General features: G+C 61.8%; 21 protein-coding genes. 14 read left to right on the top strand and 7 right to left on the bottom strand.

All coding sequences use genetic code 11. The features are described 5' to 3' along the window. Positions 1 to 229: 229 nt before the first annotated feature. Genes JF616_15140 through JF616_15120 form a run of 5 tightly spaced genes read left to right on the top strand, consistent with a single transcriptional unit; the run spans position 230 to position 5515 of the window. The gene (locus tag JF616_15140; protein MBW8889087.1) at positions 230 to 754 is read left to right on the top strand and encodes a hypothetical protein; all 525 of its coding nucleotides are present in this window, start codon (positions 230 to 232) and stop codon (positions 752 to 754) included. 47 nt (positions 755 to 801) lie between these two features. Next, positions 802 to 1176 (top strand): hypothetical protein, encoded by a 375-nt coding sequence (locus JF616_15135; GenBank protein ID MBW8889086.1) that lies wholly within the window; start codon positions 802 to 804, stop codon positions 1174 to 1176. Next, positions 1157 to 2035, top strand: a complete 879-nt coding sequence (locus JF616_15130; protein MBW8889085.1) for a hypothetical protein — start codon at positions 1157 to 1159, stop codon at positions 2033 to 2035. Before JF616_15135 ends, JF616_15130 begins: the two co-directional genes overlap by 20 nt. After that, positions 2032 to 3756, top strand: coding sequence for a fibro-slime domain-containing protein (locus JF616_15125; protein ID MBW8889084.1), 1725 nt, complete (start codon positions 2032 to 2034; stop codon positions 3754 to 3756). The genes JF616_15130 and JF616_15125 overlap by 4 nt, the downstream gene beginning before the upstream one ends. 37 nt (positions 3757 to 3793) lie before the next feature. Next, positions 3794 to 5515, top strand: coding sequence for a fibro-slime domain-containing protein (locus JF616_15120; GenBank protein ID MBW8889083.1), 1722 nt, complete (start codon positions 3794 to 3796; stop codon positions 5513 to 5515). Positions 5516 to 5536: 21 nt separating this feature from the next. Here the strand turns inward: JF616_15120 and JF616_15115 are convergent, their stop codons facing one another. Then, a complete protein-coding gene (locus tag JF616_15115) occupies positions 5537 to 6382 on the bottom strand; it encodes a cyclic nucleotide-binding domain-containing protein (protein MBW8889082.1) in 846 nt (281 codons plus the stop codon). Positions 6383 to 6508: 126 nt separating this feature from the next. After that, entirely contained in the window at positions 6509 to 7993 is a 1485-nt protein-coding gene (locus JF616_15110; GenBank protein MBW8889081.1) for a hypothetical protein, read from the bottom strand. Between the two features lie 203 nt (positions 7994 to 8196). Here JF616_15110 and JF616_15105 point away from each other — a divergent pair, with 203 nt between their 5' ends. Continuing rightward, a complete protein-coding gene (locus JF616_15105) occupies positions 8197 to 10293 on the top strand; it encodes an APC family permease (GenBank protein ID MBW8889080.1) in 2097 nt (698 codons plus the stop codon). Positions 10294 to 10309: 16 nt separating this feature from the next. Further along, positions 10310 to 11185 (top strand): hypothetical protein, encoded by an 876-nt coding sequence (locus tag JF616_15100; GenBank protein MBW8889079.1) that lies wholly within the window; start codon positions 10310 to 10312, stop codon positions 11183 to 11185. A 19-nt stretch (positions 11186 to 11204) separates the two neighbouring features. Here JF616_15100 and JF616_15095 read toward each other — a convergent pair whose 3' ends face one another. Next, a complete protein-coding gene (locus tag JF616_15095) occupies positions 11205 to 11885 on the bottom strand; it encodes a BON domain-containing protein (GenBank protein MBW8889078.1) in 681 nt (226 codons plus the stop codon). Between the two features lie 150 nt (positions 11886 to 12035). Between JF616_15095 and JF616_15090 the strand changes: the two genes are divergently transcribed. The 3 genes from JF616_15090 to JF616_15080 are packed head-to-tail and all read left to right on the top strand — an operon-like array spanning position 12036 to position 14277. Next, positions 12036 to 12563 carry a hypothetical protein gene (locus JF616_15090; protein ID MBW8889077.1) on the top strand — a complete coding sequence of 176 codons (528 nt, stop codon included), beginning with the start codon at positions 12036 to 12038 and terminating at the stop codon, positions 12561 to 12563. A 22-nt stretch (positions 12564 to 12585) separates the two neighbouring features. Beyond that, complete coding sequence (locus JF616_15085; protein ID MBW8889076.1) at positions 12586 to 13164, top strand: DNA-3-methyladenine glycosylase I; 579 nt, start codon at positions 12586 to 12588, stop codon at positions 13162 to 13164. A 6-nt stretch (positions 13165 to 13170) separates the two neighbouring features. Then, on the top strand, positions 13171 to 14277 hold the full coding sequence (locus tag JF616_15080; protein ID MBW8889075.1) for a hypothetical protein: 1107 nt from the start codon (positions 13171 to 13173) through the stop codon (positions 14275 to 14277). Between the two features lie 22 nt (positions 14278 to 14299). On the opposite strand, the gene JF616_15075 is transcribed toward JF616_15080, so the two are convergent. Next, on the bottom strand, positions 14300 to 16114 hold the full coding sequence (locus tag JF616_15075) for a chloride channel protein (protein ID MBW8889074.1): 1815 nt from the start codon (positions 16112 to 16114) through the stop codon (positions 14300 to 14302). Positions 16115 to 16220: 106 nt separating this feature from the next. Between JF616_15075 and JF616_15070 the strand changes: the two genes are divergently transcribed. Beyond that, positions 16221 to 16628, top strand: a complete 408-nt coding sequence (locus tag JF616_15070; protein MBW8889073.1) for a MarR family transcriptional regulator — start codon at positions 16221 to 16223, stop codon at positions 16626 to 16628. Positions 16629 to 16694: 66 nt separating this feature from the next. Here JF616_15070 and JF616_15065 read toward each other — a convergent pair whose 3' ends face one another. Beyond that, complete coding sequence (locus JF616_15065) at positions 16695 to 17246, bottom strand: hypothetical protein (GenBank protein MBW8889072.1); 552 nt, start codon at positions 17244 to 17246, stop codon at positions 16695 to 16697. 181 nt (positions 17247 to 17427) lie between these two features. Here JF616_15065 and JF616_15060 point away from each other — a divergent pair, with 181 nt between their 5' ends. From JF616_15060 to JF616_15050, 3 genes are all read left to right on the top strand, one after another. Next, positions 17428 to 17895, top strand: a complete 468-nt coding sequence (locus JF616_15060; GenBank protein MBW8889071.1) for an SET domain-containing protein-lysine N-methyltransferase — start codon at positions 17428 to 17430, stop codon at positions 17893 to 17895. Positions 17896 to 18057: 162 nt separating this feature from the next. Continuing rightward, positions 18058 to 18354 (top strand): hypothetical protein, encoded by a 297-nt coding sequence (locus JF616_15055; GenBank protein MBW8889070.1) that lies wholly within the window; start codon positions 18058 to 18060, stop codon positions 18352 to 18354. Next, positions 18344 to 20182: a DUF2341 domain-containing protein gene (locus JF616_15050; GenBank protein MBW8889069.1), complete on the top strand. Its 1839-nt coding sequence runs from the start codon at positions 18344 to 18346 to the stop codon at positions 20180 to 20182. Before JF616_15055 ends, JF616_15050 begins: the two co-directional genes overlap by 11 nt. A 107-nt stretch (positions 20183 to 20289) precedes the next feature. Here JF616_15050 and nspC read toward each other — a convergent pair whose 3' ends face one another. After that, positions 20290 to 21438 (bottom strand): carboxynorspermidine decarboxylase, encoded by a 1149-nt coding sequence (gene nspC, locus JF616_15045; GenBank protein ID MBW8889068.1) that lies wholly within the window; start codon positions 21436 to 21438, stop codon positions 20290 to 20292. A 147-nt stretch (positions 21439 to 21585) separates the two neighbouring features. Next, a partial coding sequence (locus JF616_15040; protein ID MBW8889067.1) for a saccharopine dehydrogenase family protein occupies positions 21586 to 22126 on the bottom strand: 541 nt, incomplete at its 5' end.

The raw sequence follows: 22126 nt of genomic DNA, 5'->3' as shown, positions 1-22126 counted from the left end.
CCCGAAAAACGACCGTTTCCGGGGTTTCCTCCAAACTCCTAAAGCCTGGGCGATGCGAATCGGCGATCGGGCCCTTGTTCGCTGATGCCCGGTTAGCGATTCTCGGGGAATCCGCTGCTTTAAAAGATGCAGGCCGGTCCCGCCTGTTCGTACAATGGCAAAGGTTGGCTCGGGATCGAAAGTCAAGGATGTGTTAGGTACGATGGTCAAGGATGTATCAGATAACCCTATGACGATTAAAGCGAATAGCCTGTTTCCTGGTTCCGCGGGATATACCGTCATGCAAGTGGTCATGACGGTATGCGTCATCCTGATCCTAAGCGCCATTACCGCCAAGCCGCTAAGCGGTCTCGTTCGCCGCATTCGCGTCCAGAATGCCGCCGACGGCATGAAGCACTTTTTATTGAACGCCCGCATGCGCGCCGTCGCTAGCCCTGATCGCCATTGCGGGGTCGTTTTTAAATTCCATGCCGCCGGAAGCCTTCTCGACGATAGCGTTTTCGCCTACCTGGATGCCAACCCCCCGGATAACCATTTCGTAGCGGGAACGGACCAGCTTTACCTTTCCGCCTTCGTGATTCCGCGCAAGCAGAGCATCACCATCGCGGTTCCCGCGGGATTACCCACCGAGGTGGTGTTTAGAGGCGATGGATCGGCAACCGTTAGCGCCAAGGTGACGCTGACGTTAAAGGGATTCAAGGATACCCTGGACGTCCTGGCCAGCACGGGCCGGGTGAAAGTGACCAAACATTGAGCGCGCAAACGGAATCACGTAGATCGCAACGCCAAGGCGGATGGACCTTGATCGAGGTCCTGGCGGCCGTCGTAGTCGTGGGCATCGGGCTGCTGTTCTTTTCCCGCGTGCAGCATTCCTCTAGCCGCGGCAGCGGCGAGAACTCCCGCATCCTGGTCGCAGGCAAGATGCTGGAGAAATTCCTGGAGGACACCCGCATCACCATCGCCCGGGACACCACCCACAATTGGCCTCCCGTCACCCGTACCGTGGCGGCCGTGGCTCCCGATTACATCACCATCCGCAGCACGGTCTCCCCCGCCTATTCGCCCGTGGACAACGCCGTGGTCAACAACGTCATGAAGATGGACCTGGTCGCGGCCTGGACCCGGCCCTATCCCGACTCCCTAACGGTCACCACCTATGTATCGAAACGGTTCTGAAACCGCCCGGGAACGGGCGCGCTGCGGGGATCCGGTCCGGGGGGCGCCCGGATTCACCCTCATCGAAACGCTGATCGCGATGGTGGCCAGCGTGATCATCGGCATGGGCATCGTGCGATTCTATCGCGACTCATATCACGCGTACAGCATGCAGGATCAAATGCAGGAACGCGATCAGAACGCCCATTTCGTGGTGACCCGCTTTACCGAGATCCTGCAGCAATCGGGATCGGGGCTTCCCGATACCGGGTGGACGGTGATTAGCCAGACAGCCGGCATAACCACGGTGGCCGTGAATCCGCGCAACGCGATCCAGTTCGTCGGGACGGATTCCCCGAATTCCCAATCTATCCCTATCAGCGACGCCACCCAATGGCAGAGCACCGGGAACGTCCTGCTCAACGTCGCCAACGTCCTGATCGACTTCGCCGATCCCGCCAAAACCATCGTCAAACGGGTCATCGATACGGGCTATAACGCTAACGGATACGTGAAAGGGATCAAGGACATGCCGGCCGGCATGGATACCCTCCGGATCACGGCCACGGTGGATCTTTCCGTAGGGGATCGCGTATACGGATACCGGGAGGACCAATACCTGCTCGGCGGCGCTTCGGGAACCGATTTGATCTTGCGTCCGGACGGCAATACGGGGGCGCAAATGGTGTTGGCCGAGAGCATCGATTCCCTCGCCTTCGTCTTCAAGGACGCGGCCGGCGCCACGACGACCTTCTGGAAGTCCATGCGCTCCGCCCAGATTACCGTGCGGGCGCGTACCGCCATGTCCGACCCCAGGCTGGCAGGCGGCTATCGCAGGATTACCCTGCCCATGAACGTAATCCTCAGGAACCGCTTATGAAGGGACCGCGCGGAAACGGTTTCGTATTGCCCCTGACCATCCTTCTCGTGCTGGGGGTCACCGCCATTTCCGTAGGCATCCTTTTCAACGGGCGCATGGGGCGGATGTCGACCATCAATTACAAGAACAAGATCCGTACCTTCATGGCCGTCGATGGCATGGTAACCTTGCTGGCCCAGGAGCTCATCAACGGGAACTCCTATAAATACGTGGACTCCACGCGCACCGGCCGCATCCAGGGCCATATCTGGTCGGGGATGGGCGGGAACAGCGTGGCGAATTTCATGGCCGCGATCCCCTCCACCCCGTTCACCGACACCCTTTCCTCCCCCTATCTCGGATCGAATCTGAATCAGTCGAATTACGGCTTGAAATGGACCGGATGGCTCATGCCTCCGATTACGGGCGCCTACACCTTCATCACCCGCTCGGACGACGAGTCCCGCTTCTACCTCAGCACCGACGCGGAACAGGGCCATCTTTCCGCCAGCCCTATTTGCAGCATCGAACCGGGCTGGGTGGTCAGCTGGCCCACAACCGGGCAAGCGGTTTCCGGCCCCATCGGATTGGTCGCTGGGACTCGGTATTATTTCGAATACTACCACAAGCAAGGCGGCGGCTGGGACGTGGGCCAGTTGGGCTGGAGCGGCCCGGAATATTTCGCCGAGCGCCCCATATCCGGGCAATACCTCAGCCAATACAAGACCGATCCCGAGTACAATGGTTTGGTCCAATTGGGCGGGGTTCCCGTGCGCTTCCGGGTGGGGCCCATGGGATTGGACGCCTTCCGCATCTCCGCCGAGGCGGTGCTGACGCGCCCCGGGAATGCCAGCGATACGGCCTACCGCCTTCCCTTGGAGCAAATGCTATCCCTCAAGGGCCCGCCCATCCCGGCCCCGCCGCATCTGTTCCTCCGCGTCATCCATCACGATTTCCTATCCAAGATCCATCCCGAATTCGATATGCCGGGCGCCTTCAGCCTCGGAGTCTTTACGGGGATGGTGCAGCCGACCTTGAGCGACTCCACCGCCACGGACGCGGCCTATTTCGGGCGCGCGCATATCCCCAAACCCCTCCATGCCGCGAATACCCCGAACTATGGCTGCGGCGTGAACAAATGGTTCAAGGACTGGACCCTCGATCAGTGGGACTACGCGTATACGAATCCCTCGGATTGCAATAAAACCAAGTTCAACGCGGCAGGAACTACTTATCAGAACGTGAAAATCTACGATTCGCTGCAATTCGATCTGGACGAAAGCCAAGGACCGTACACCTACGTGTACAGCCGCCAAGGCAATATTAACACCGGCGATCCGCATACGGCCTTTAAAGGCGAGGCCGAGTATTTCCCCCTCGACTGGCGGGGCCAAGATCCGGCGGGCTCAGGGCATAACTTCTCTTTTTGTACCGAGTTGCATACCACCTTTTTGCATCAATCGGGCCTCAAATTCGAATTCACCGGCGATGACGACGTATGGGCCTACGTCGATAACAAACTGATCATCGATTTGGGAGGCGTCCACGCATCTTCCAACGCCATCGTGAGCCTGGATGATTTGACGGGACTCACCTATGGGAAAACCTATGCCTTCGATTTCTTCCAATGCGAAAGGCATGAATTCAATTCGACGAGCCGGATCGTGACCAATATCAAGATGGGCCGGCCCCAGGGCGCGCCGGTGACCAACTGGCATCGCGATTACGGTTCGATGAATTGACCGCGTGAACGGATAGATGGAGACGGGGATTCAAGCCATGCGGAAATTCCGTGAGAACGGTTTCGTTCTTCCTATGACGATCTTCCTGATTTTGGGGGTGACGGCCATCTCCATCGGAATGTTATTCAACGGGAAAATGGGCCGCATGTCGGCCATCAACTACAAGAACAAGATCCGGACCTTCATGGCCTCCGACGGCATGGTGACACTTCTGGCCCAGGAACTGATCAACGGGAAGGCCTACAAATACGTGGACTCCACCCGCACCGGCCGTATCCGCGGGGAGATCTGGACCGGGATCGCGGGAGGCAGCGTGTCCAACTTCGAGAAATTGACGAAGACGACGCCTTACAGCGATACCCTCTCTTCGCCTTATCTGGGCTCCAGCCTGGAACAATTCAATTTCGGGCTGAAATGGACGGGGTGGGTCATACCCCCTCTCTCCGGGTCCTATACCTTCATTACCCGTTCGGATGACGAATCCCACTTCTACTTGAGCTCCGACGATGATCCGAAGCATCTGGGCGTCAAACCGATTTGCAGGATAGAACCCGGTTGGGTGACGGCTTGGCCATCCTCCGGCTCGGGGGTTTCAGCGCCCGTCTCGCTGGAGGCCGGCAAGCGGTACTACTTCGAATATTACCATAAGCAAGGCGGAGGCTGGACCGTAGGGCAGGTGGGATGGAACGGGCCCGAATTCTTCGCCGAACGGCCCATTACCGGGCAATACCTGAGCGAATACAGGACCGATCCGGTTTACAACTCGAGCACCTTGGTGGGGACCGTGCCGGTGCGTTACCGCGTGGCCCCGATTGGGATGGATGCCTACCGCATCACCTCGGAAGCCATCCTCATGCGGCCCGGGCACCCGACCGATACCGCTTACCGCCAGAACCTGGTGCAGTCCCTATCCTTGCAAGGCGTAGCCGTACAGCCGCCCAAGCAATCGAACCTGCCCGTCATCTACCACGATTTCCCCTCCGTCGGGCATCCCGAATTCGACATGCCGGTATATGCTTATGGCGTTAAGAAGGACATGGTGCAATCCACCCTCTCCGATTCCACCGTCGCGGACGCGGGCTATTTCGGCAGGACGCATATCCCCAAACCCGTGCGCAATATCCCCTCCGCCAATTACGGTTGCGGCGTGAACAAGTGGTTCAAGGACTGGACCTTCGATCCATTGGATTACCAATACTCGACGGCGACGGATTGCAATAAGACCAAGGCGAACCCCGCCGGGGATACCTACAAGAATGTGAAGATCTACGATTCCTTGCAATTTGATCTTGATGCGTCCCAAGGGCCTTACACCTATGTCTTCAGCCGCATGGGCAACTTGCCTACCGGCGATCCCCTCACATCCTTCCGCGGCGAACAGGAATTCTTCCCTCTCGACTCGCACTGGCATGACCCCATAGCCTCTCCTCACAATTACTCCTTCTGCATGGAGATGCATACCACCTTCCTGTACCAGTCGGGCCTGATATTCGAGTTCACCGGCGACGATGACGTTTGGACCTTCATCAACAATAAACTCGTCATCGATCTGGGAGGCATTCACAGCTCCACCAACTCCATCCTGAATCTCGATGATCTGAACTGGCTCTCGTATGGGCAAACCTATGCCTTCGATTTCTTCCAATGCGAGCGGCATGAATTCAGTTCTACGTCCCGCATCGTCACCAATCTCAAGATGGGGCGTCCGCACGGCGCGCCGGTTTCCAACTGGCACCGCGACTACGGAATGTTGAATTGAAGGGTCCGCCTTGGGGGCGGATCAGCGTTCGATGCTGACCTTGTAGCGATACGGCGACTTGTCGGTCCCCAACACCAAGACTCCCCCGTCGCCTTTGAAGAAGACGGGGCCGGGCGATTCGCTCTTCCCTCCGATGCGTTCATCGTCCACCGAGGCCCCCAGGTGGCTCCCCCGATCCAGCACCCCAACCTTGTCGCCCTCCTGGACGATGCTGACGTGGTGCCGGGAGATCTGGAGCGGATCGCGATCGGCGATTTCCAAATGATTGTGGACCATGGGATCGTTGGTCTTGCGACCGACCTTGATGGGCAAGGCCGCGAAGGTGGATTGGCTTCCCGTTAAGGACTCGACGGCGCGGGGCGTAAGGCCTTCGATGCGCACCGATTTCACGCTTCCCGGCTGGGCGCGGGCGAACTCGGATTTTCCGGCCCCTCGGTGGAATAGGAACTGGGCGGTTTCCGGTATCGCCGCCTCGGAGATGGCCGGCTTCTCGCCCCCTGCGGCCTTGATTTCCTCCTTCAAGCGGGCGATGGTGGTATTGGCGATACGGAGGCGCTCGAAGATCCCCTTCAGCAGCTTGATCATGGTCTCGGGATTGCTGGTCAGGTTTTCGTAGAGGTTGTCCCGATGGACTTCCCGCACCATGGTCTCCTCGACGGCTGTAACCGTCGCGCTACGGGGCAGATCGTCCACCATGCTCATTTCCCCGAAGGTCATGCCCGCGTCCAGGAAGGCGATATGGGCCGACTTGCCTTCCTTTTCCCGCGTAATCTCCACGCGGCCTTTCTCGATGATATAAGCACACTCCCCGATCTCTTTCTCGCGGATAATGGCTTCCCCAGGGGCGTATTGGCGCAGGGTGATCATGTGTTTCTCCTAGCCTGGATTGTATCGCCCATCGGCGGAACGGGGCAACCGGGAATATCCCTACGGGGAACGCGAATGCGAATCCGGAGGAAACGACCAGGAAAACGTTACGACGGACGGGTGGTTTCAAAAACCGATGGCGACGAGCAGGTACTTGGGCTTGGAACAGGACGCGTAGGCGGCATAGCCGGCGGCATCATCGTAAGCGAACCCATAGGCCTTCTTCTGGAAGCTCCGCTCATGGAAAAACTTCGCGTAGTAATTCGCGGGAGCCTGCTTGTAAAAGTTCTCCGCCTTCAGCCATTCCGCCTTGGGAAGGTGCGCGACATGGCGGTTCACCGCCCCGGCTAACTGCGCGTCCGAACCGAAGGGCGTGCCTTCGCAGGCGAAGACCTGGTTGGTCGTCGCTCCGGTGATGCCGAGCTCCTTCAGGTAGCCATCGTAATAAGCGGCGTATTTCTGCCCGACGTTGAAGCCGCCGTCGCCCTTGCCGGGGGCGATGATGCGGTAAGGCGCGCCGGTTTCCGCCGTGGGATAGAACTCGGCGGGCACCGCGTTCTTATAGGCCTTGAAGAAGGCGTCGCGGCCCTTATAGAAGACATCGTACTTCTCGCCCAGCATCTGGTCGGTGCCGTCACCGCAGATGAGTCGGATGGCGATCGGGATCCCGAACCCGTCCACGCGCGTGGTGTTCCCGTTCCACACCGTGGGGCTGATGGTATGTTCGATGAAGTCCGCATATTTGCCGGTGGCGGTTTCCAGGTGGAAGTTCACGCGGCCGGAGGAGTTGGCGGGCATGTCGATGAAGGGTTGCTCCGCGACGGAATGCGTCTGGTTCCCGAAGCTCCAGAAAACCTGGTCATCCGTATACTTGCCGTTGGTACGGTTGAGGAAGACATAGGTCATGACGTTCGTGGCCGCCGGGTAGGCGGCGGGATCGCCCCAGAAGATTTCGGGCCGAACGAGCAGGAAGTCGTGGGTGCCGGTCAAGGAGTCTAGGGTCAGGTCGTCCGAGGACCACCCCGGCTTGCTCACCGACAAGGTATCAGTGGCGGGATCCGCGGCCGGCTTGCGCAGGGAAGCGGAGGCGGGCGGATCCACGCGATGCGGAACGCCGGCGGGAACGGAGCGGTCACCGGTCCCGAACATCTTCATGCTATTGGATTCGGCTCCGATTTTCACGCTGAGGATGGCGAGGCGCGATTCCAGATCGGCCACGAAAGGATTGATCCGGTAGCTTCCCTTCGCGAGCCTGGAATCCAAGACCGATGCGATCGATCTGCCCGTGAGATCATGGATGGCGATGCGCACCTCGTCGTAGTCGTCGGGCACGGTGAACTCGAGCATGCGATCGTTGAAAGCGAGCACCGGCGTTCCCTGCTTGGCGGGACGGATGGCGTTAGACGAGGAACCATCCAGATGGTAGGCGCCATCCGCGGCCGTGTTGGCGGACGCCTTGTTGATCTTGAGCGTTACGGTTACCCCAGCGAGACCCTTGCCGGTCTGATCGGTGACCTTGCCGCTGATGTCAATGCGCGTCTGGGCCAATGGGGATATGCAGAAAAGGCACAGGACATAGCCAACCGATTTGCTTACTTTTCCCGTACCCATTTTACGCATCCTTTATCGGGCCTCGCGACGGTTTCCTTCATCGGGGCTTAGCGGATGATCCGTTCGCAAAACTAGATAACGCGGAATGAAGTTACGTCCCGCCGGCATCCGACCCCGCCGGGGCGGTAAGTATTCTTTGGATACGGACCCGGATTCCGGCCCTGCCTTTGCTACTTTGGCTCGCGGTCCAGCCAAGGAATTCGATGCCCAACGGTGCCCCTCCCTCCCGGATCAAATGGCTTAAAGAAGCGGTCTTCGGCCGCGCCCTCGATCCGACCAGCCGGACCGCATTCCACAGCATCGCCCTGGCGGCTTTCTTCGCCTGGGTCGGGCTCGGTTCCGATGGGCTATCCTCTTCGGCCTATGGCCCCGAGGAAGCCTTCCTGGCCCTCAACGGCCATGACCATCTCGCCATCCTGATCGCCATCGCATCCGCGTTCACCGTCATGGTGATCAGCGCCAGTTATTCCCAACTCATCGAGGTCTTCCCCAGCGGCGGCGGCGGCTATCTGGTCGCCAGCAAGCTGATCTCCCCGGCCGCGGGCATGATCTCCGGTTGCGCGCTCATCATCGATTACATCCTCACCATCACCATCTCCATTGCCAGCGCCGCCGATGCGGTGTTCAGTTTCCTGCCGCCGGAATGGGCCGCGTACAAACTGCAGTTCGCCATCGTCGTGCTCGTCGGCCTCACCATCCTGAACATGCGGGGCGCCAAGGAAACGGTAACGCCCCTGGTGCCCGTGTTCCTCGTCTTCGTGATCTCCCATGCCTTCGCCATCGCCTATGCGCTCATCACGCACGCCTTCGACTTCCCGGCGGTGGCCGCCGAGACCGCCCAACAGGCGGCCCGCTCGCGGTCCGAGCTCGGATCATTCGGCCTGATATACCTGCTCTTGAAAGCCTTCAGCATGGGCGCGGGCACCTACACCGGCATCGAGGCCGTCAGTAACGGCCTGAACATCTTGCGCGAGCCCCGGGTGAAAACGGGGAAGCGCACCATGCTTTACATGGCCGTCTCCCTTGCCTTCACGGTTTTCGGGCTCACCCTCTCCTACCTGCTCTTCCACGTACAACACGTTCCCGGGAAAACCCTGAACGCCGTTCTCTTCGAAGCCATGTCGGGCGCTTGGCCGGGCTCCACGGGGAAGTGGTTCACGACCGTCTGCCTGCTCTCGGAAGCCTTGATCCTGTTCGCGGCGGCCCAGGCGGGGTTCATGGGCGGGCCCCGCGTGTTGGCCAACATGGCCCTCGACAAATGGTTCCCCACGCGTTTCAGCCTGCTGAGCGATCGCCTGGTAAGCCAGAACGGGATTTTCCTGATGGGCGTCGCGGCGGTGGTCACCCTGGTGCTCACCCGCGGCGAGGTGAAATACCTGGTGGTGCTTTACAGCATTACCGTATTCGTGACCTTCGTGCTCTCGCAATGGGGCATGGTGCGGCATTGGCTCAACAACCGCACGACTCTGGCCCATTGGCGGCGCAAGCTTGCCGTGAACGCCCTCGGCCTCGCCCTCTGCTCCTTCATCCTGGTCGCCGTCACCCTGCTCAAGTTCAAGCAAGGCGGTTGGATTACCCTCGTCATCACCGGCCTCCTCATCGCATTGGCCGCAGCCATCAAGGGCCATTACAACTTCGTGCAACGGGTCCTCTCCAAAATGGACAACCTGGTCGCCATCGCCCGCGCCAAGGAAGCCCCGGGCATGCCGGTGGCGGGCAACGTGGTGGAGATCGGCGCGGACGATAAGGAACTCCCCCAAGCCAAGGCTTCCGTGCTCTCCCCCGCCGCGTCGGCATTGCCTCCGCTGGGCGCCCCCGCTTTCGATCCCAAGGCCAAGACGGCGGTACTGCTGGTGAACGGCTTCAACGGCCTGGGCCTCCACTCGCTGCTGGCCATCATCCGCATGTTCGGCGGCATCTTCAAGAATTTCGTCTTCCTCGAGGTGGGCGTAATCGACGCCGGCAGCTTCAAGGGCGTGGAGGAAGTGGAGAATCTCCGCAACCACGTGCAGGAAGGATTGAACGAATACGTCGAGTTCGTGCGCCGCAACGGGCTGCACGGCGAAGGCGCCATGACCCTGTCGCCGGACGTGGTGGAAGGCAGCGGGGAGCTATCCGGCAAGATCGCGGAACGCTACCCGCAGGCGGTGTTCTTCATGGGGCAGCTGGTGTTCCCGGAAGAGACATTGTTCTCGCGGTTGCTGCACAACAATACCGTGTTCGCGGTGCAACGGCGGCTCTACCATCAGGGCCTCCCGTTCATCATCCTGCCCATCCGGATCAATCTCAAGAAGCGCTGAGGCGGCCCGGGGAGATATGTCTCTGCGTGGCATCTTCCTGGTTTCATTATGCCTGCCTTCCCTCCCGGCGGCTTCAAAGGCTACCGATACGCCTCCAGATAGCGGGATGATCTCGGCCTCGCAGCGGTATGCGGAAACCTTAGCCCTGCTGGCCCCCGGAAACACGACGGCCCTTCTGGCGCAGGCGCCCAACGGGGCGGAAGGGGCTCTCTTCATGCAGGCGGAAGCTTTTTTCCTGTACAGGCCGGATATCCGGGGGGCAAGCGCCCTGTCCTTGGCCGGAACCGCCTTGGCCGCCGTAACCGACTTCGCTCCCCTGGGAGAATGGAGCGCCTCCGCCGACGAGGACGGATTGCGGCTTCTGGCTTATGACGGCGCGGTCCGGCTTTTCGAACGCTTCCTGGTTCGCTACCCGAAAAGCCTTTTGGCGCCTTACGCCCTGTACCGTTTGGCCTGGGCCTATCGCGGTGTCAGCGCCCCCCTCTTCGCGAGGAATCCGGACAGCTGTGAGCGCGAATTGGAGTCGCGATTCCCCGGTTCCCCGTTCGCGGCGTGGGCCGGAGACGCCCTGAAGGTCCCGTACAAGCTCCAAGGGACGGCGGCGGCCTGGTCCATTCTGCCGGGAGCGGGGCAAATTTACGTGGGGAAAACGGGATCGGGGTTGGCCCGCCTCGGAGTGGCCGCAGCCTGTACGGCGGCGGCCCTGCTCCCGCCCTTGTACATGTACCGTGATCGGCGGATTAGCTGGCCAGGCTTGGCGATATCGGCCGCCGGTTTCATCGGCCTCCAGATCAGCTATACCCTGGCCTTCCAGGACGCCCAGCGTGGGGCCCTTTTGTTCAACGAAGGAAAGGAAACCCGGTTCCGGGCTTCCCATCCCAACGCGCCCTGAGCCGGCTAGGCCGCTACTACTAGTCCGTGCTGCCTTGCCCCACGCGCTCGGCGACCTTGATATCGTCGGTCACGTGGGTGAGGCCGGCCACCTTGCGGGCCTGCGAGGCGATCGCCTTCTTCGCGTCTTCCGAGGCCACCGTCCCCTTCAGGCGCACATGGCCGTCCCGCGTCTCCAGGGTCACGTCGCCGGCGTCGCGGGTCCCCTCCCGTTTCAGCGCCGCGCGGATGCGATCATTCAGCTTCTTGTCCGCGGCGGTCTTGCCCTGATCCATCCCCAAGGCCTCATGCACGTCGCGGTTGGTCTGACGCGCCTCGGTTTTGGTATCGCGGTTGGTCTGGCGAGCTTCGGCCTTGGCGTCGTTCTTCGCCTGGCGGGCATCGTCCCGCGAATCCGTGCGGACCGTCTTACCGTCCTTATCCGTCGAGTTGCGGACCGCATCGCTGCCTTTGCTGGCCTCGTTGGCGATCTTCTCCCGCGCGTCGGCGGCATTTTCCTTGATCTCGCCTACGGCCTGCTTCGCGTCCTTCTCGACTTTGTCGGCCGCTTTCTGCGCGTTATCCTTAACCTCTTGCATGGCCTTGTCGGCATCCTGGCGCACATCCGCCGATTTCTCCGAGGCCTTCTCCCGCGACGACTTGTTGCATCCGGTGAACCCGATCAGGGTCGCGGATAACGCGAACAACAGCGCTCTTTGCATAGGAACTCCTTGGTTAGGGTGGGGCGACATGCCCCACATGGGCACGAGCGGAAGATACGGTTTTCGCGGAGGGTGGGGAAAAATATCTTGAAACCGCCGGGCCTCGGATACGGGCGGATATTCCCGCAGCCAGTCGCGCCCGGCGCGTATATGATATCGCCTATGGTCTTCGCCGGTCCGGCCCTCGAATGGGCAGGCAGTTTCGCATTGTTCCTGGCCGCCGCCAAGGCCCATGGCCGGCAATTGCGCCTGGAACGGGAACGCGCGGGCTATTTCGAAGTGGTTTTCGGGGGCAAGAACCCAGCCTTCGTGGAAGGGCTTTGGAAGCAGGAACGGCTCCTGTTCTGGAGCCTGGCGGGCGCATTGTGCGCTTTCGCGTTGGCCTATGCAGTCGCGGCCCAGCGGTTCGCCTGGAACTCCCCCTTCCGCCCTTCCGACGGCAGCGTTCCGCCTTTCTGGTTGCTTCCCCTATGGGGAGGGGTTTGGCCCATGTGCGCCGCTTTCATCTTCACCGGCGCATTGAGCGTATGGCGCCTGCGCATGGCGCTCGTCTCCGGACCGTCCGCCGATCGGCATTGGTTGGCGGCCGCCCGGCTGGGATCGCTGGGATGGTGGAGCCTGGTCCTGTTGCTGACCTGCATGGTCGCCGCTGCATCGCCTTACGGCAAAGCCTTCTGACCTTCTCGCTATCTTTCCTGCCATGCCGAAATCCAAACCCGTCCTCCGCTGCCCCTGGGTCGACCTCGATAAGCCCGATTACCTCGCCTACCATGACGAGGAATGGGGCGTTCCCGTCCGTGATGATCGTCGCATATTCGAATTCCTGACCTTGGAGGCCGCCCAGGCCGGGCTCTCCTGGTATACCGTGCTGCGCAAGCGGGAGAACTATCGCAAGGCCTTCGCCGGCTTCGATCCGGTGAAGGTGGCCCGTTTCACTCCCGCCAAAATCGAGAAGATGCTGCTCGATCCCGGCCTCATCCGCAACCGGGCCAAAATCGAAGCGGCCGTGCATAATGCCCGCCTCTTCCTGCAAGTGCAGAAGGAATTCGGGACCTTCAGCGAATATATCTGGGGATTCGTGGGCGGTAAGCCCAAGGTGAACAAGCTCAAGGGAAAGGGCGATTTCGTCGCCACCAGCCCCGAGTCGGACGCGCTCAGCGCGGATTTGCGCAAACGCGGGTTCAAGTTCGTGGGATCGACCATCGTGTACGCGCATATGCAGGCCACCGGCATGGTAAACGATCATATCGTGGGTTGCTTCCGGCACAAGCAGGTATAATAGGGCGTGGCCTCCCTCGCGCATCGCTTCGTCGCAGCCCTCTTCGCCTTCGGCCTGGGCGCCTGCCAGCATGCCGGGACGGAGCCCACCGTGGACGTTCCCAATCCCCTCTCCCATCCCGAGTCCGGCCCGCCGGCCGGAAATCCCGACGGCCATTGCGCGGTGCCCGTCGATGCGGGCCCGGCGGACGTCTCCCGGCCCGACCACGTGGTCGGCGACGGCACGGCGGCCGGTTGCACGGCGGCGGCCTTTTCCGCGGCCGTGGCCCGGGGCGGGAAAATCGCCTTCGCTTGCGGCCCGGACCCCGTAACCATCGTGTTACCCAAGCCGGCTGTCATTTACAACGATTCCGGTCCCGAGATCGCCATCGACGGCGGCGGCAAGGTGACCTTGAGCGGCGGCGGGGCCGCGCGCATCCTGTACATGAACACTTGCGATCAGGCCCTGCATTGGACCACCAGCCATTGCCAGGATCAGGATCATCCCCGTTTGACGGTGCAAAACCTCACCTTCATCGACGGGAACGCCGGGAGCGACGAGGGGGAATCGGGGGGCGGCGGCGCCATTTGGACGCGCGGCGGCCGCTTCAAGGCCGTCAATTGCCGCTTCTTCGGGAACGCTTGCGCCCGCACCGGCGCCGACGTGGCCGGCGGCGCCATCCGCGCCTTCAGCCAATCCCAGGGCTTACCCGTTTATCTGGTGAATTGCGCTTTCGGAGGGGCGGCCGGATTCGGCAACAGCGGATCGAACGGCGGCGCCGTCGGCAGCATCGGGGTTTCCTGGTCCATCTACAATTCCGTTCTCTCCTACAATCACGCGGTAGGCGAAGGCGGGAATCCCGCGGAGGCCGGGACGCCGGGCGGCGGCAGCGGAGGAGCCGTCTACAACGACGGGAACACCATGACGCTCAGCCTATGCGGCACCCTCATCGAGCATAACGATGTCGTGGCCTACGGCTCCGCGATCTTTTTCGTAAGCAACGACCATACGGGGAACATCGACATCCGCCAATCGGTCATCCGGCTCAACACGGGCGGCTCGTGGTATGCCCGACCCGGCATCTCCATGCACGAGGATACGCCGATTTCCATCGTCGCATCCACGCTCGAATAAAACGACGCTAAGCGAAGCGGCGCTAAGCGCGCCCCGTCCGCTTTCCCTCGGGGAACAGGATGGGCCAATTCCCCTCCCGCACCGACTCCTCGTCCAATCGGCCCAGGCGCGCCGCCAACAGGGCGGAACGGCCCACATACCCGATCACCCGGGTCGGCGCGACCCGTTCCACCACAAGCAGCCGTCCCACGCCGCGCGCGAGCATGCGGGCCGAAGCCTCTTCCAGGGTTTCATCGATGAAGGCGGTGACGGGCGCGCGGCTGCCCGCCTCCAGGGACGTCAAGGCGCTTCCTCCGGGGCGCCCCAAGGCGCGCACCAGATCGCCGCGCGTCAAGATGCCCGCCAGCCCGCCACGCGCATCCACGATAGGCCAAGCATGATGATGCCCGAAGGCGGCATCACCTATGGCCAACCGGGAGGAAAGGGCGTCGAGGGTCAGATCGGCCGGGATCGAAACCGGATGCGGATCCATGATTTCGCCGACGCGGGAGAGTTGGAACGGATCGACCGCGTATTCGCGCGACAAGTGCAGGCCGCGCCGCGCCAGCTTTTCGGTGAGGATGGAACGGCGCAGAAAGAGCACGGTGACGGCATGGGCCGCCGCGCAGCCGGCTAGTAGCGCCGGGAGAGCCGCGACATCGTGGGTCAGTTCGATCCCGAAAGCGATGGCGGTCAGGGGAGAGCGCATGGTCCCGCCCATGATGGCGGCCATCCCCACCAAAGCCCATAAGCACGGATCGCCCGCGGGCAGCCAGGGGGAGGCCAAGGCGCCGAGGCATCCGCCCAAGGTCAGCAAGGGCGCCAGAACGCCGCCGGAGGTTCCCGAACCCAAGGCGACCGCCCAGATCACCGCCTTCACCGCGGCCAGGCGCGCCAGGTTACCGCCGGGAACGTTTCCCAGCAACAAGCCGTGGATGGTCCCGTAGCCCACGCCTAAGGCGCGCGCGTCTAAGAGTCCTCCAGCCCCTACGGCCAATCCGCCCAGCGCCGGCCACCACATCCAATGCAAGCGCAGCTTTCCGAAGACGTCTTCGCAGGCGTATACCAATGCGGTGAGCGCCATGGCAGCCAAGCCCGCGGCCAGCCCCAGGGCGAAGGCGGAACCGATTTCCATCCCGCCCAGGTGGGCATGCGGGGTTACCGGGAAGATCGGGCCGGGGCCCAGTAACCAACCACGCGCCACGTTCGCCGCCGTCGCCGCCACCGCGACGGGAATGAAGGATCGCGGCCGCCATTCGAAGAGCAAGAGCTCGATGGCCAGCAGCACGGCGGCCATGGGAGTGCCGAACACCGCCGCCATGCCTCCCGCCGCGCCCGCCACCAGCAAGGTCTTCCGCTCCGCCGCCGTCAGATGGAACAGCTGGGCGATCAAGGAACCCGCCGCCCCGCCCGTCATGATGATCGGCCCTTCGGCCCCGAAGGGCCCTCCCGTCCCGATGGAAATGGCCGACGACAAGGGCTTGAGGACGGCCACCTTGGGGCTCATGCGGCTGCGCCCGATCAAGATGGCTTCCAGGGCCTCGGGGATGCCGTGCCCGCGGATCTTCTCCGACCCGAAGCGCGCCATCAATCCGATGATGATGCCTCCGGCGGCGGGCACCAGCAGGGCCCAAGCGCCCCAGCGGGACCCGGCGGGAAGCGCGTCCTGGAAGGAGAAGCGCCCGTGGAACGCGACCTGGGTGGCGAGATTGATGAGCCGTAGCAGGCCCCAGCCCGAACCGGCGGCCACCAGTCCGATTAAGGCGGCGAGCAGGGATAAGGGGACGATGCGGTTGTCGCGGGTGAAATCGGCAAGGCGGGCTTCGGGATCCGGTTTTGAACGTGAAAATGCGATCATGGTTCTCCTCGCCCCGGAATATATATCGCATTACGATATATTCCAATCGTTCCCCCGCTCCCGCCCCCCGATCCGAAACGGAGGGCCGATCTATATTGGGAAGGGTATGCGTAAACGACTCCGCAAAACCGATTTCGAAAAGCTGGCCGCCTTCCGCTACGCCCTCAGGCGCTTCGCGCACTTCAGCGAAGAAGCCGTGCGGCCATTGGGCCTGGAGCCCCAGCAGCATCAGGCCTTGCTGGCCGTGGAAGGTTTCCCGGGAAGGAACTGGGCCACCCTGGGGGAACTGGCCGAGCAAATGCAGATCCGTCCCCATAGCGCGGTGGGCTTGGTGGATCGCCTGGAGAAATCGGGGTTCATGATCCGCGAGTCCGCGCCGGAAGACGGGCGGCGCGTGCATGTCCGCCTTACCCCGAAAGGGCGGGAGACGCTGGAACGACTGAGCGCCGTCCATCGGGAAGAGTTGCGGCGCATCGGTCCTTCCCTGCAGGGACTGCTGGCGGCGCTTGGATAAAGGAGATTCCGATTGCGCGATCAGCGAGGGGGGGCGAAGATCCCACCCTCGCTTTAAATCAACAGTTTAAATGTCCGCGGCCAAATAGCCGCGGAGTACCAAATGTTGCAACCCGGACGGCGGGCCCATCGGTCCCGGAATGACGTCGGGGCAAATTTGCGCTTTGGAATTGACCGGGAAGCCGGTCGTCAAGCTTTCCGAAATCCCTCCCTCGCCTTTGGCGCTTAGGGTGACGGTGGATTCAAAGGCGCGGTTTCCCGGCGCAAAAGTGTCCGCGATGTTTTTCACCATTAATCTCAAGGTCATGATATTGCCCGCCCCCGCAGCTCCATCGGGGTGAACGTATTGCCAGTCCACGCCGGTTACGATTAACACCTTCTTGGCGGGAACGCGGAAAGTTCCCGAGGGGGAGGTTCCCGGTTTCGGTTTTCCATCCGGCCCCAATTGCACGAAATCCAACCTCGCGGGACCTTCGCATCCCGATCCGGATCCCCCGATCACCTCCAGCACCACGATTTGGCTGGGATTGATCTGCGCCTGGGCGAATTTCGCCGTCGATAACACCGGTATCGCCATCATCGCCAGTAAAGGAAACAGTCCGGGCCTTGGATGAGTCATGTTAACCTCCTGCGGAACATTTTATTAGTAACGAGTAAAAGGGTTTTCGGGCTGCGCGGGCGTGCCGGAAGAAAACCTGGCTTGAATATAATCCGGGTTCCGCATTTTCCGATGATGGTTCCGATAACTAAATTCCCCTTTCGCGCGGGACCGCATCGCCTTCCGCGCGGATGGAGGCTGCTTGCTGGAACTCGAACCCGTTGACGGCCTTTATGCGCTCGAGTCCGGCGTCCATGGCCTGGGCGTCTTCGCCAGCCGGGCCTTCGCCAAAGGCGATTACGTAATCCGCTGCCAAGGCATCCTGCGTCCCAAAGAGGAGGTCATCGAAGGCATGCGCGCCCTCCAGATCGGTCCGGAAACCTATCTTGCGGAGGAGCCCGGACATCCCCGTCTGGACGATTTCGTGAACCACAGTTGCGATCCCAACGTAGGTTTCACCGACGGCTCGCCGACCCTGTATGCCCTGCGCGACATCGCATCGGGGGAAGAGTTGTTCTGGGACTACCGCACCAGCATCAACGAGCCCGGGTGGCAAGTCCCATGCACCTGCGGCACCGCGCTCTGCCGTGGCAAGATCCAGAGCTATTGCGATTTGCCCGAAGCGGAGAAGGCCCGCCTGCGGCCCATCGTCCTGGCCTATTTGCGTTGAATGCCGGGCTGAACCCGGATCTCTACTGAATCCGAAACCGACCTGAATCCGAAGCCTCGCTTGGGTTTTTGGCGGCGGGACCGCTCCTTGCCTCCCTCCCGCGCCATCCCGTAGGATAGGCTTCAGGGTCCCGTTCGATTACGGACGGGTGGGTAGAATATCATGCGGGCGACCGTCCTCTTTCTGGGTTTGGCATTGCAGGCCGCGCAGGCCGGAGGTAACGGGATTTCCCCGCCGGACTCTTCCGCACGCCGGGAGCCGGGCTCGGAATTGGACTTCCTGATCAATGACGACGCAAAGCCGCAGGTACCCGCTCCCAAACCCCAACCAGGCAGGGCCTGGATTTATTGGGCCGCCGCGGGCGCGGCGGCTTGCGGCGGAATAGGGTGGTATTGGTACGAGTCCAATGCCAAACCGGCCGTGTCCCGTAACGACCAACTCTTCACCGATGCGCAGTAAAGCGGATCCGAAAGGCGGAGAGCCCTTCTCCTTCGCCCGCAGCCTGGTTTGGGCCGCCGCGGCCATCTGCCTTGGCGTCCAATGCCGACTGGCGCCGGAACCGGATCCCCGCCAGGAAAATTACCTCACCGTGAACCTGAACGACTCCCTAAGCCGCTTCGATAAGGTGGTCGTGCAAATCCTCGCCGATGGAGATACCGCGCAAGTGGTGGGAACCCTTTGGTCAGGCAGGCTTACGGAGCCCGGCGCCATTCCCGCATACCGGTTGGGCGACGACGAGACCAGGAGCTTGTCCGTCCGCGTGCGGGCCTGGGACGCGAGCGGCAGGCTGACCCTGGATGAAACCATCGTCAAGCAGGACGGCAAGTCGATCGTGACCGCCATACCCATTCTCAGGCCCTCGCCGCGCTTGGCTAGCCTCGCGCTTTCGGCCGGGAGCCTCTCTCCCGTCTTCGCCCCCGGCTCTTCGGAGTACTCGGCTTCCGTCCCGAATTCCCAGGGTAGCATCCAGGTTACCGCCTCGCCGGAATACGCGGAAGCCCAGATCTACGTGGGCATACGCCCGGTGGCTTCCGGGAAGCCTTCCGATCCGGTGCCCCTGGATACCGGGGCTAATCGCATAACCGTTCTGGTCCTCGCGGCCGATACCTCGGCCCAGTACGTGGTTACGGTCCAGCGGGCAAAGCCTCCCGTGGATACCTCCAAAACTCCTCCGGTCGATACTACCAAGACGCCTCCTGTCGATACCACCAAGACGCCCCCGGTCGATACCACCAAGACGCCTCCGGTCGATACTGCGAAGCCGGCCAACCCGCTTCCCGATTGGAAATACCACGGCGCCGTGGTCCTGCGCCTGCCCACGGCGGGAAGCGCATCCCCCCATGCCATCGCCGCCGATTTCCCGTTACTGCTTCGGCTCACCTCGGCCAATTTCAACTTCACCCAGGCCGCGGACTCGGGCCGCGATCTGCGTTTCCTCGACGTGAACGGGAAGAACTTGGAGTATGCCATCGCACGCTGGGATGCCGGGACCCAGAAGGCGGAAATTTACCTGCGCTGCGATACCCTTGCCCCCGACCGCGCCGCGCCGGTGTACTCGATGTACTGGGGCAACGCCAAGGCCGCCGCAGCCTCAAATCCCGCCGCGGTCTTTCCGCGCTCGGTCGGATGGACCGGAGTCTGGCATCTGGACGAAAGCGGTGCCGGGCATACCGGGGAATACCATGACGCGACCGGCTCCTTCCCGGGGAAGGCAGGCGGGGCGTTTCCGAAGCAGGTGGATGGCGTGGTGGGAACCGCGCAGGATTTCGACGGCAATGGGACCCAGGGTTTCATCTCCCTGCCGTCCGAGTTCGACCCTGGACTCAAACATTACACCATGCACATGTGGATCTACAACGAGGGGCGGAACGCGGGCTACCTGTTCATCAAATCGGGAACGGGCGCGGAAGACCAGCGATTCGAAGCGGATCTGGCCCAGGGTACGAGCGAAGTAGGCTTCGGCCGCACCGGAACGGGAGGCCTCCATTATGAAACCCATTTCGGCGCCCCATCGGTCGCCTGGTTCATGCTCGGGATCGTATGCGATGGCGACTCGGTCCACCTCTACGATAACGGCGTCGAGATGGAATCGCATCCGTTCACCCAGGGCGGAAACCCGGCCGCCAACGTCGTACTCGGCGCCCGCAATCCCAACGGCGACCTCGGTTTCCCGGGGCGGATGGACGAATTCTGGAGCTTCGACGGGGCGCGCGATGCCTGGTACATGCGCCTCATCTATGAGAACCAGAAGGCCGGTTCGACCATGGCAACCCTGACCATTTATTAAGAACCCCAGGCCTCCGGTTCGACAGCTGCTGAAAGGGTTCCGCTTCCGCGGGTGCGCGACCCCGCTTCCAATGGGAAGAGGCCCCGCTTCCGATGGGAAGCGGCCCCTCACCCGTTTCGGAGCTTGTAGGCCTCGTACCCGAATTCGCGCACCACGCGCAACCGGCCGTCCTCGGTCCAAATGCAGAGCGACGGCAATGGAATACCATTGAAAGTGGTGTTTTTGACGATGGTGTAGTGGATCATGTCCTCGAACACCAGCTTATCGCCTATCTGCAAGGGCTTGGCGAAGCTGTAATCCCCGATCACGTCCCCGGCCAGGCAGGTGAGGCCGCCCAGCCTATAGGTATGCGCTAGTTTGCCGGGCTCGTCGGCCCCGCGGATCTCGGGCCGGTACGGCATTTCCAGGGTGTCGGGCATATGCGCCGTCGCGGAAGTGTCGAGAATGGCGATGTCCATGCCGTTACGGACGATGTCCACCACCGAGCTCACCAACGGCCCGGTGCGCCAGCCCACCGCTTCGCCGGGCTCCACGTAGACCTCGGTCCCATGCTTGGCCTTGAATTCGCGGATCACCCGGATGAGGCGCTCCACGTCGTAACCCTGCTTGGTGATATGATGGCCGCCGCCGAAATTGATCCATTTCATGCGCGGCAGGAATTCGCCGTACAACTTCTCGAAAGAGGCCACCACCCGTTCCAAGGTGTCCGAGTTATTGCCGCAATGGGCATGGAAATGCAAGCCGTCGATACCGTCCAACTCATCGGGCCTGAATTCGGTTCGCGTCACGCCCAGGCGCGAGTTCGCGTAACACGGATCATAAAGCGGGGTCTTGACCTCGGAATGGCCGGGATTGACGCGGATGCCGCAGGAGACGTTCCGGCCCTCTGCGCGCGCGGCCATGACCTGGGGCTTGAAGCGCCGCCATTGGCTGAAGGAATTGAAGACGATATGATCGGCCAGGGAAAGGACCTCGGGGAATTCCTTGTCCGTGAAGGCCACCGAATAGACGTGGACCTCGCGCCGCATTTCCTCCTTGGCGAGGCGGGCCTCATGCAGGGAACTGGCGGTCGCGCCGTGCAAAACCTCGCGGACCCAAGGGAACGCGCTCCAGAAGGCGAAGCCCTTGAGGGCCAGGATGATCTTGCCGCCGGATTCCTTTTGGACCCTGTCGAGCAAGGCGAGGTTGCGCTTAAGGGCCGCTTCTTCGAGGACGTAGGCCGGAGTGGGGACGATGGAGATGTCTAACGGTTTCACTCTACGTGGCCTTTTCTTCAATTGGGAAAAAGGGGGAAGGGTATAGGGTAAAGGGTTAAGGGTACCGGCGGCGCTTCGCGCCGGTGGGTCGATCTGGAATCGGTCCAGCCGATCCCTTACCCTGTACCCTTAACCCCGTACCCTTCTTCACGTCTCATACTCCACGTCCTCCACCCAGGGCAAACCCTTGACGAGCAGCTCGGCCATGAAGGGATCGGGATCCAGCTCCTCCACGTTGAACACGCCTTGGCCGCGCCACTTGCCTTGCAGCATCAGCTTGGCGCCGATGTAGGCGGGCACGCCGGTGGTATAGGAAATGGCCTGATTATCGGTTTCCTTATAAGCCGCTTCGTGATCGCAAACGTTGTAGACGTAGAGCTTCTTCGGCTTGCCGTCCTTGACGCCATCGATCACGCAGCCGATGTTGGTCTTCCCCTTGGTGCGGGGGCCCAGGCTGGCGGGATCGGGAAGCAAGGCTTTCAGGAATTGCAGGGGTACGATTTTCTGGCCCTGGAAATCGATGGGATCGATGCGCGTCATGCCCACGTTCTCGAGCACGCGCAGATGGGTCAGGTAGTTCTGGGAAAAGCTCATCCAGAAACGGATGCGCTTGAGGCCCTTCAGGTTTTTCGACAGCGATTCCAGTTCCTCATGGTACATCAGGTAGATTTCCATCGGGCCCAATTCC

The sequence above is a fragment of the Fibrobacterota bacterium genome, assembly GCA_019509785.1.
Taxonomy (GTDB): Bacteria; Fibrobacterota; Fibrobacteria; order UBA11236; family UBA11236; genus Chersky-265.
This window is presented reverse-complemented; position numbering and strand designations above follow the sequence as displayed.

What these genes read in the sequence shown, in the direction of transcription:
- JF616_15120 (MBW8889083.1), top strand. Translation starts at nt 3,794, where the DNA reads ATGCGGAAATTCCGTGAGAACGGTTTCGTTCTTCCTATGACGATCTTC.
- JF616_15130 (MBW8889085.1), top strand. Translation starts at nt 1,157, where the DNA reads ATGTATCGAAACGGTTCTGAAACCGCCCGGGAACGGGCGCGCTGCGGG.
- JF616_15105 (MBW8889080.1), top strand. Translation starts at nt 8,197, where the DNA reads ATGCCCAACGGTGCCCCTCCCTCCCGGATCAAATGGCTTAAAGAAGCG.
- JF616_15110 (MBW8889081.1), bottom strand. Translation starts at nt 7,993, where the DNA reads ATGGGTACGGGAAAAGTAAGCAAATCGGTTGGCTATGTCCTGTGCCTT.
- JF616_15055 (MBW8889070.1), top strand. Translation starts at nt 18,058, where the DNA reads ATGCGGGCGACCGTCCTCTTTCTGGGTTTGGCATTGCAGGCCGCGCAG.
- JF616_15065 (MBW8889072.1), bottom strand. Translation starts at nt 17,246, where the DNA reads ATGACTCATCCAAGGCCCGGACTGTTTCCTTTACTGGCGATGATGGCG.
- JF616_15090 (MBW8889077.1), top strand. Translation starts at nt 12,036, where the DNA reads ATGATATCGCCTATGGTCTTCGCCGGTCCGGCCCTCGAATGGGCAGGC.
- JF616_15100 (MBW8889079.1), top strand. Translation starts at nt 10,310, where the DNA reads ATGTCTCTGCGTGGCATCTTCCTGGTTTCATTATGCCTGCCTTCCCTC.
- JF616_15140 (MBW8889087.1), top strand. Translation starts at nt 230, where the DNA reads ATGACGATTAAAGCGAATAGCCTGTTTCCTGGTTCCGCGGGATATACC.
- JF616_15115 (MBW8889082.1), bottom strand. Translation starts at nt 6,382, where the DNA reads ATGATCACCCTGCGCCAATACGCCCCTGGGGAAGCCATTATCCGCGAG.
- JF616_15070 (MBW8889073.1), top strand. Translation starts at nt 16,221, where the DNA reads ATGCGTAAACGACTCCGCAAAACCGATTTCGAAAAGCTGGCCGCCTTC.
- JF616_15050 (MBW8889069.1), top strand. Translation starts at nt 18,344, where the DNA reads ATGCGCAGTAAAGCGGATCCGAAAGGCGGAGAGCCCTTCTCCTTCGCC.
- JF616_15075 (MBW8889074.1), bottom strand. Translation starts at nt 16,114, where the DNA reads ATGATCGCATTTTCACGTTCAAAACCGGATCCCGAAGCCCGCCTTGCC.
- JF616_15095 (MBW8889078.1), bottom strand. Translation starts at nt 11,885, where the DNA reads ATGCAAAGAGCGCTGTTGTTCGCGTTATCCGCGACCCTGATCGGGTTC.
- JF616_15085 (MBW8889076.1), top strand. Translation starts at nt 12,586, where the DNA reads ATGCCGAAATCCAAACCCGTCCTCCGCTGCCCCTGGGTCGACCTCGAT.
- JF616_15125 (MBW8889084.1), top strand. Translation starts at nt 2,032, where the DNA reads ATGAAGGGACCGCGCGGAAACGGTTTCGTATTGCCCCTGACCATCCTT.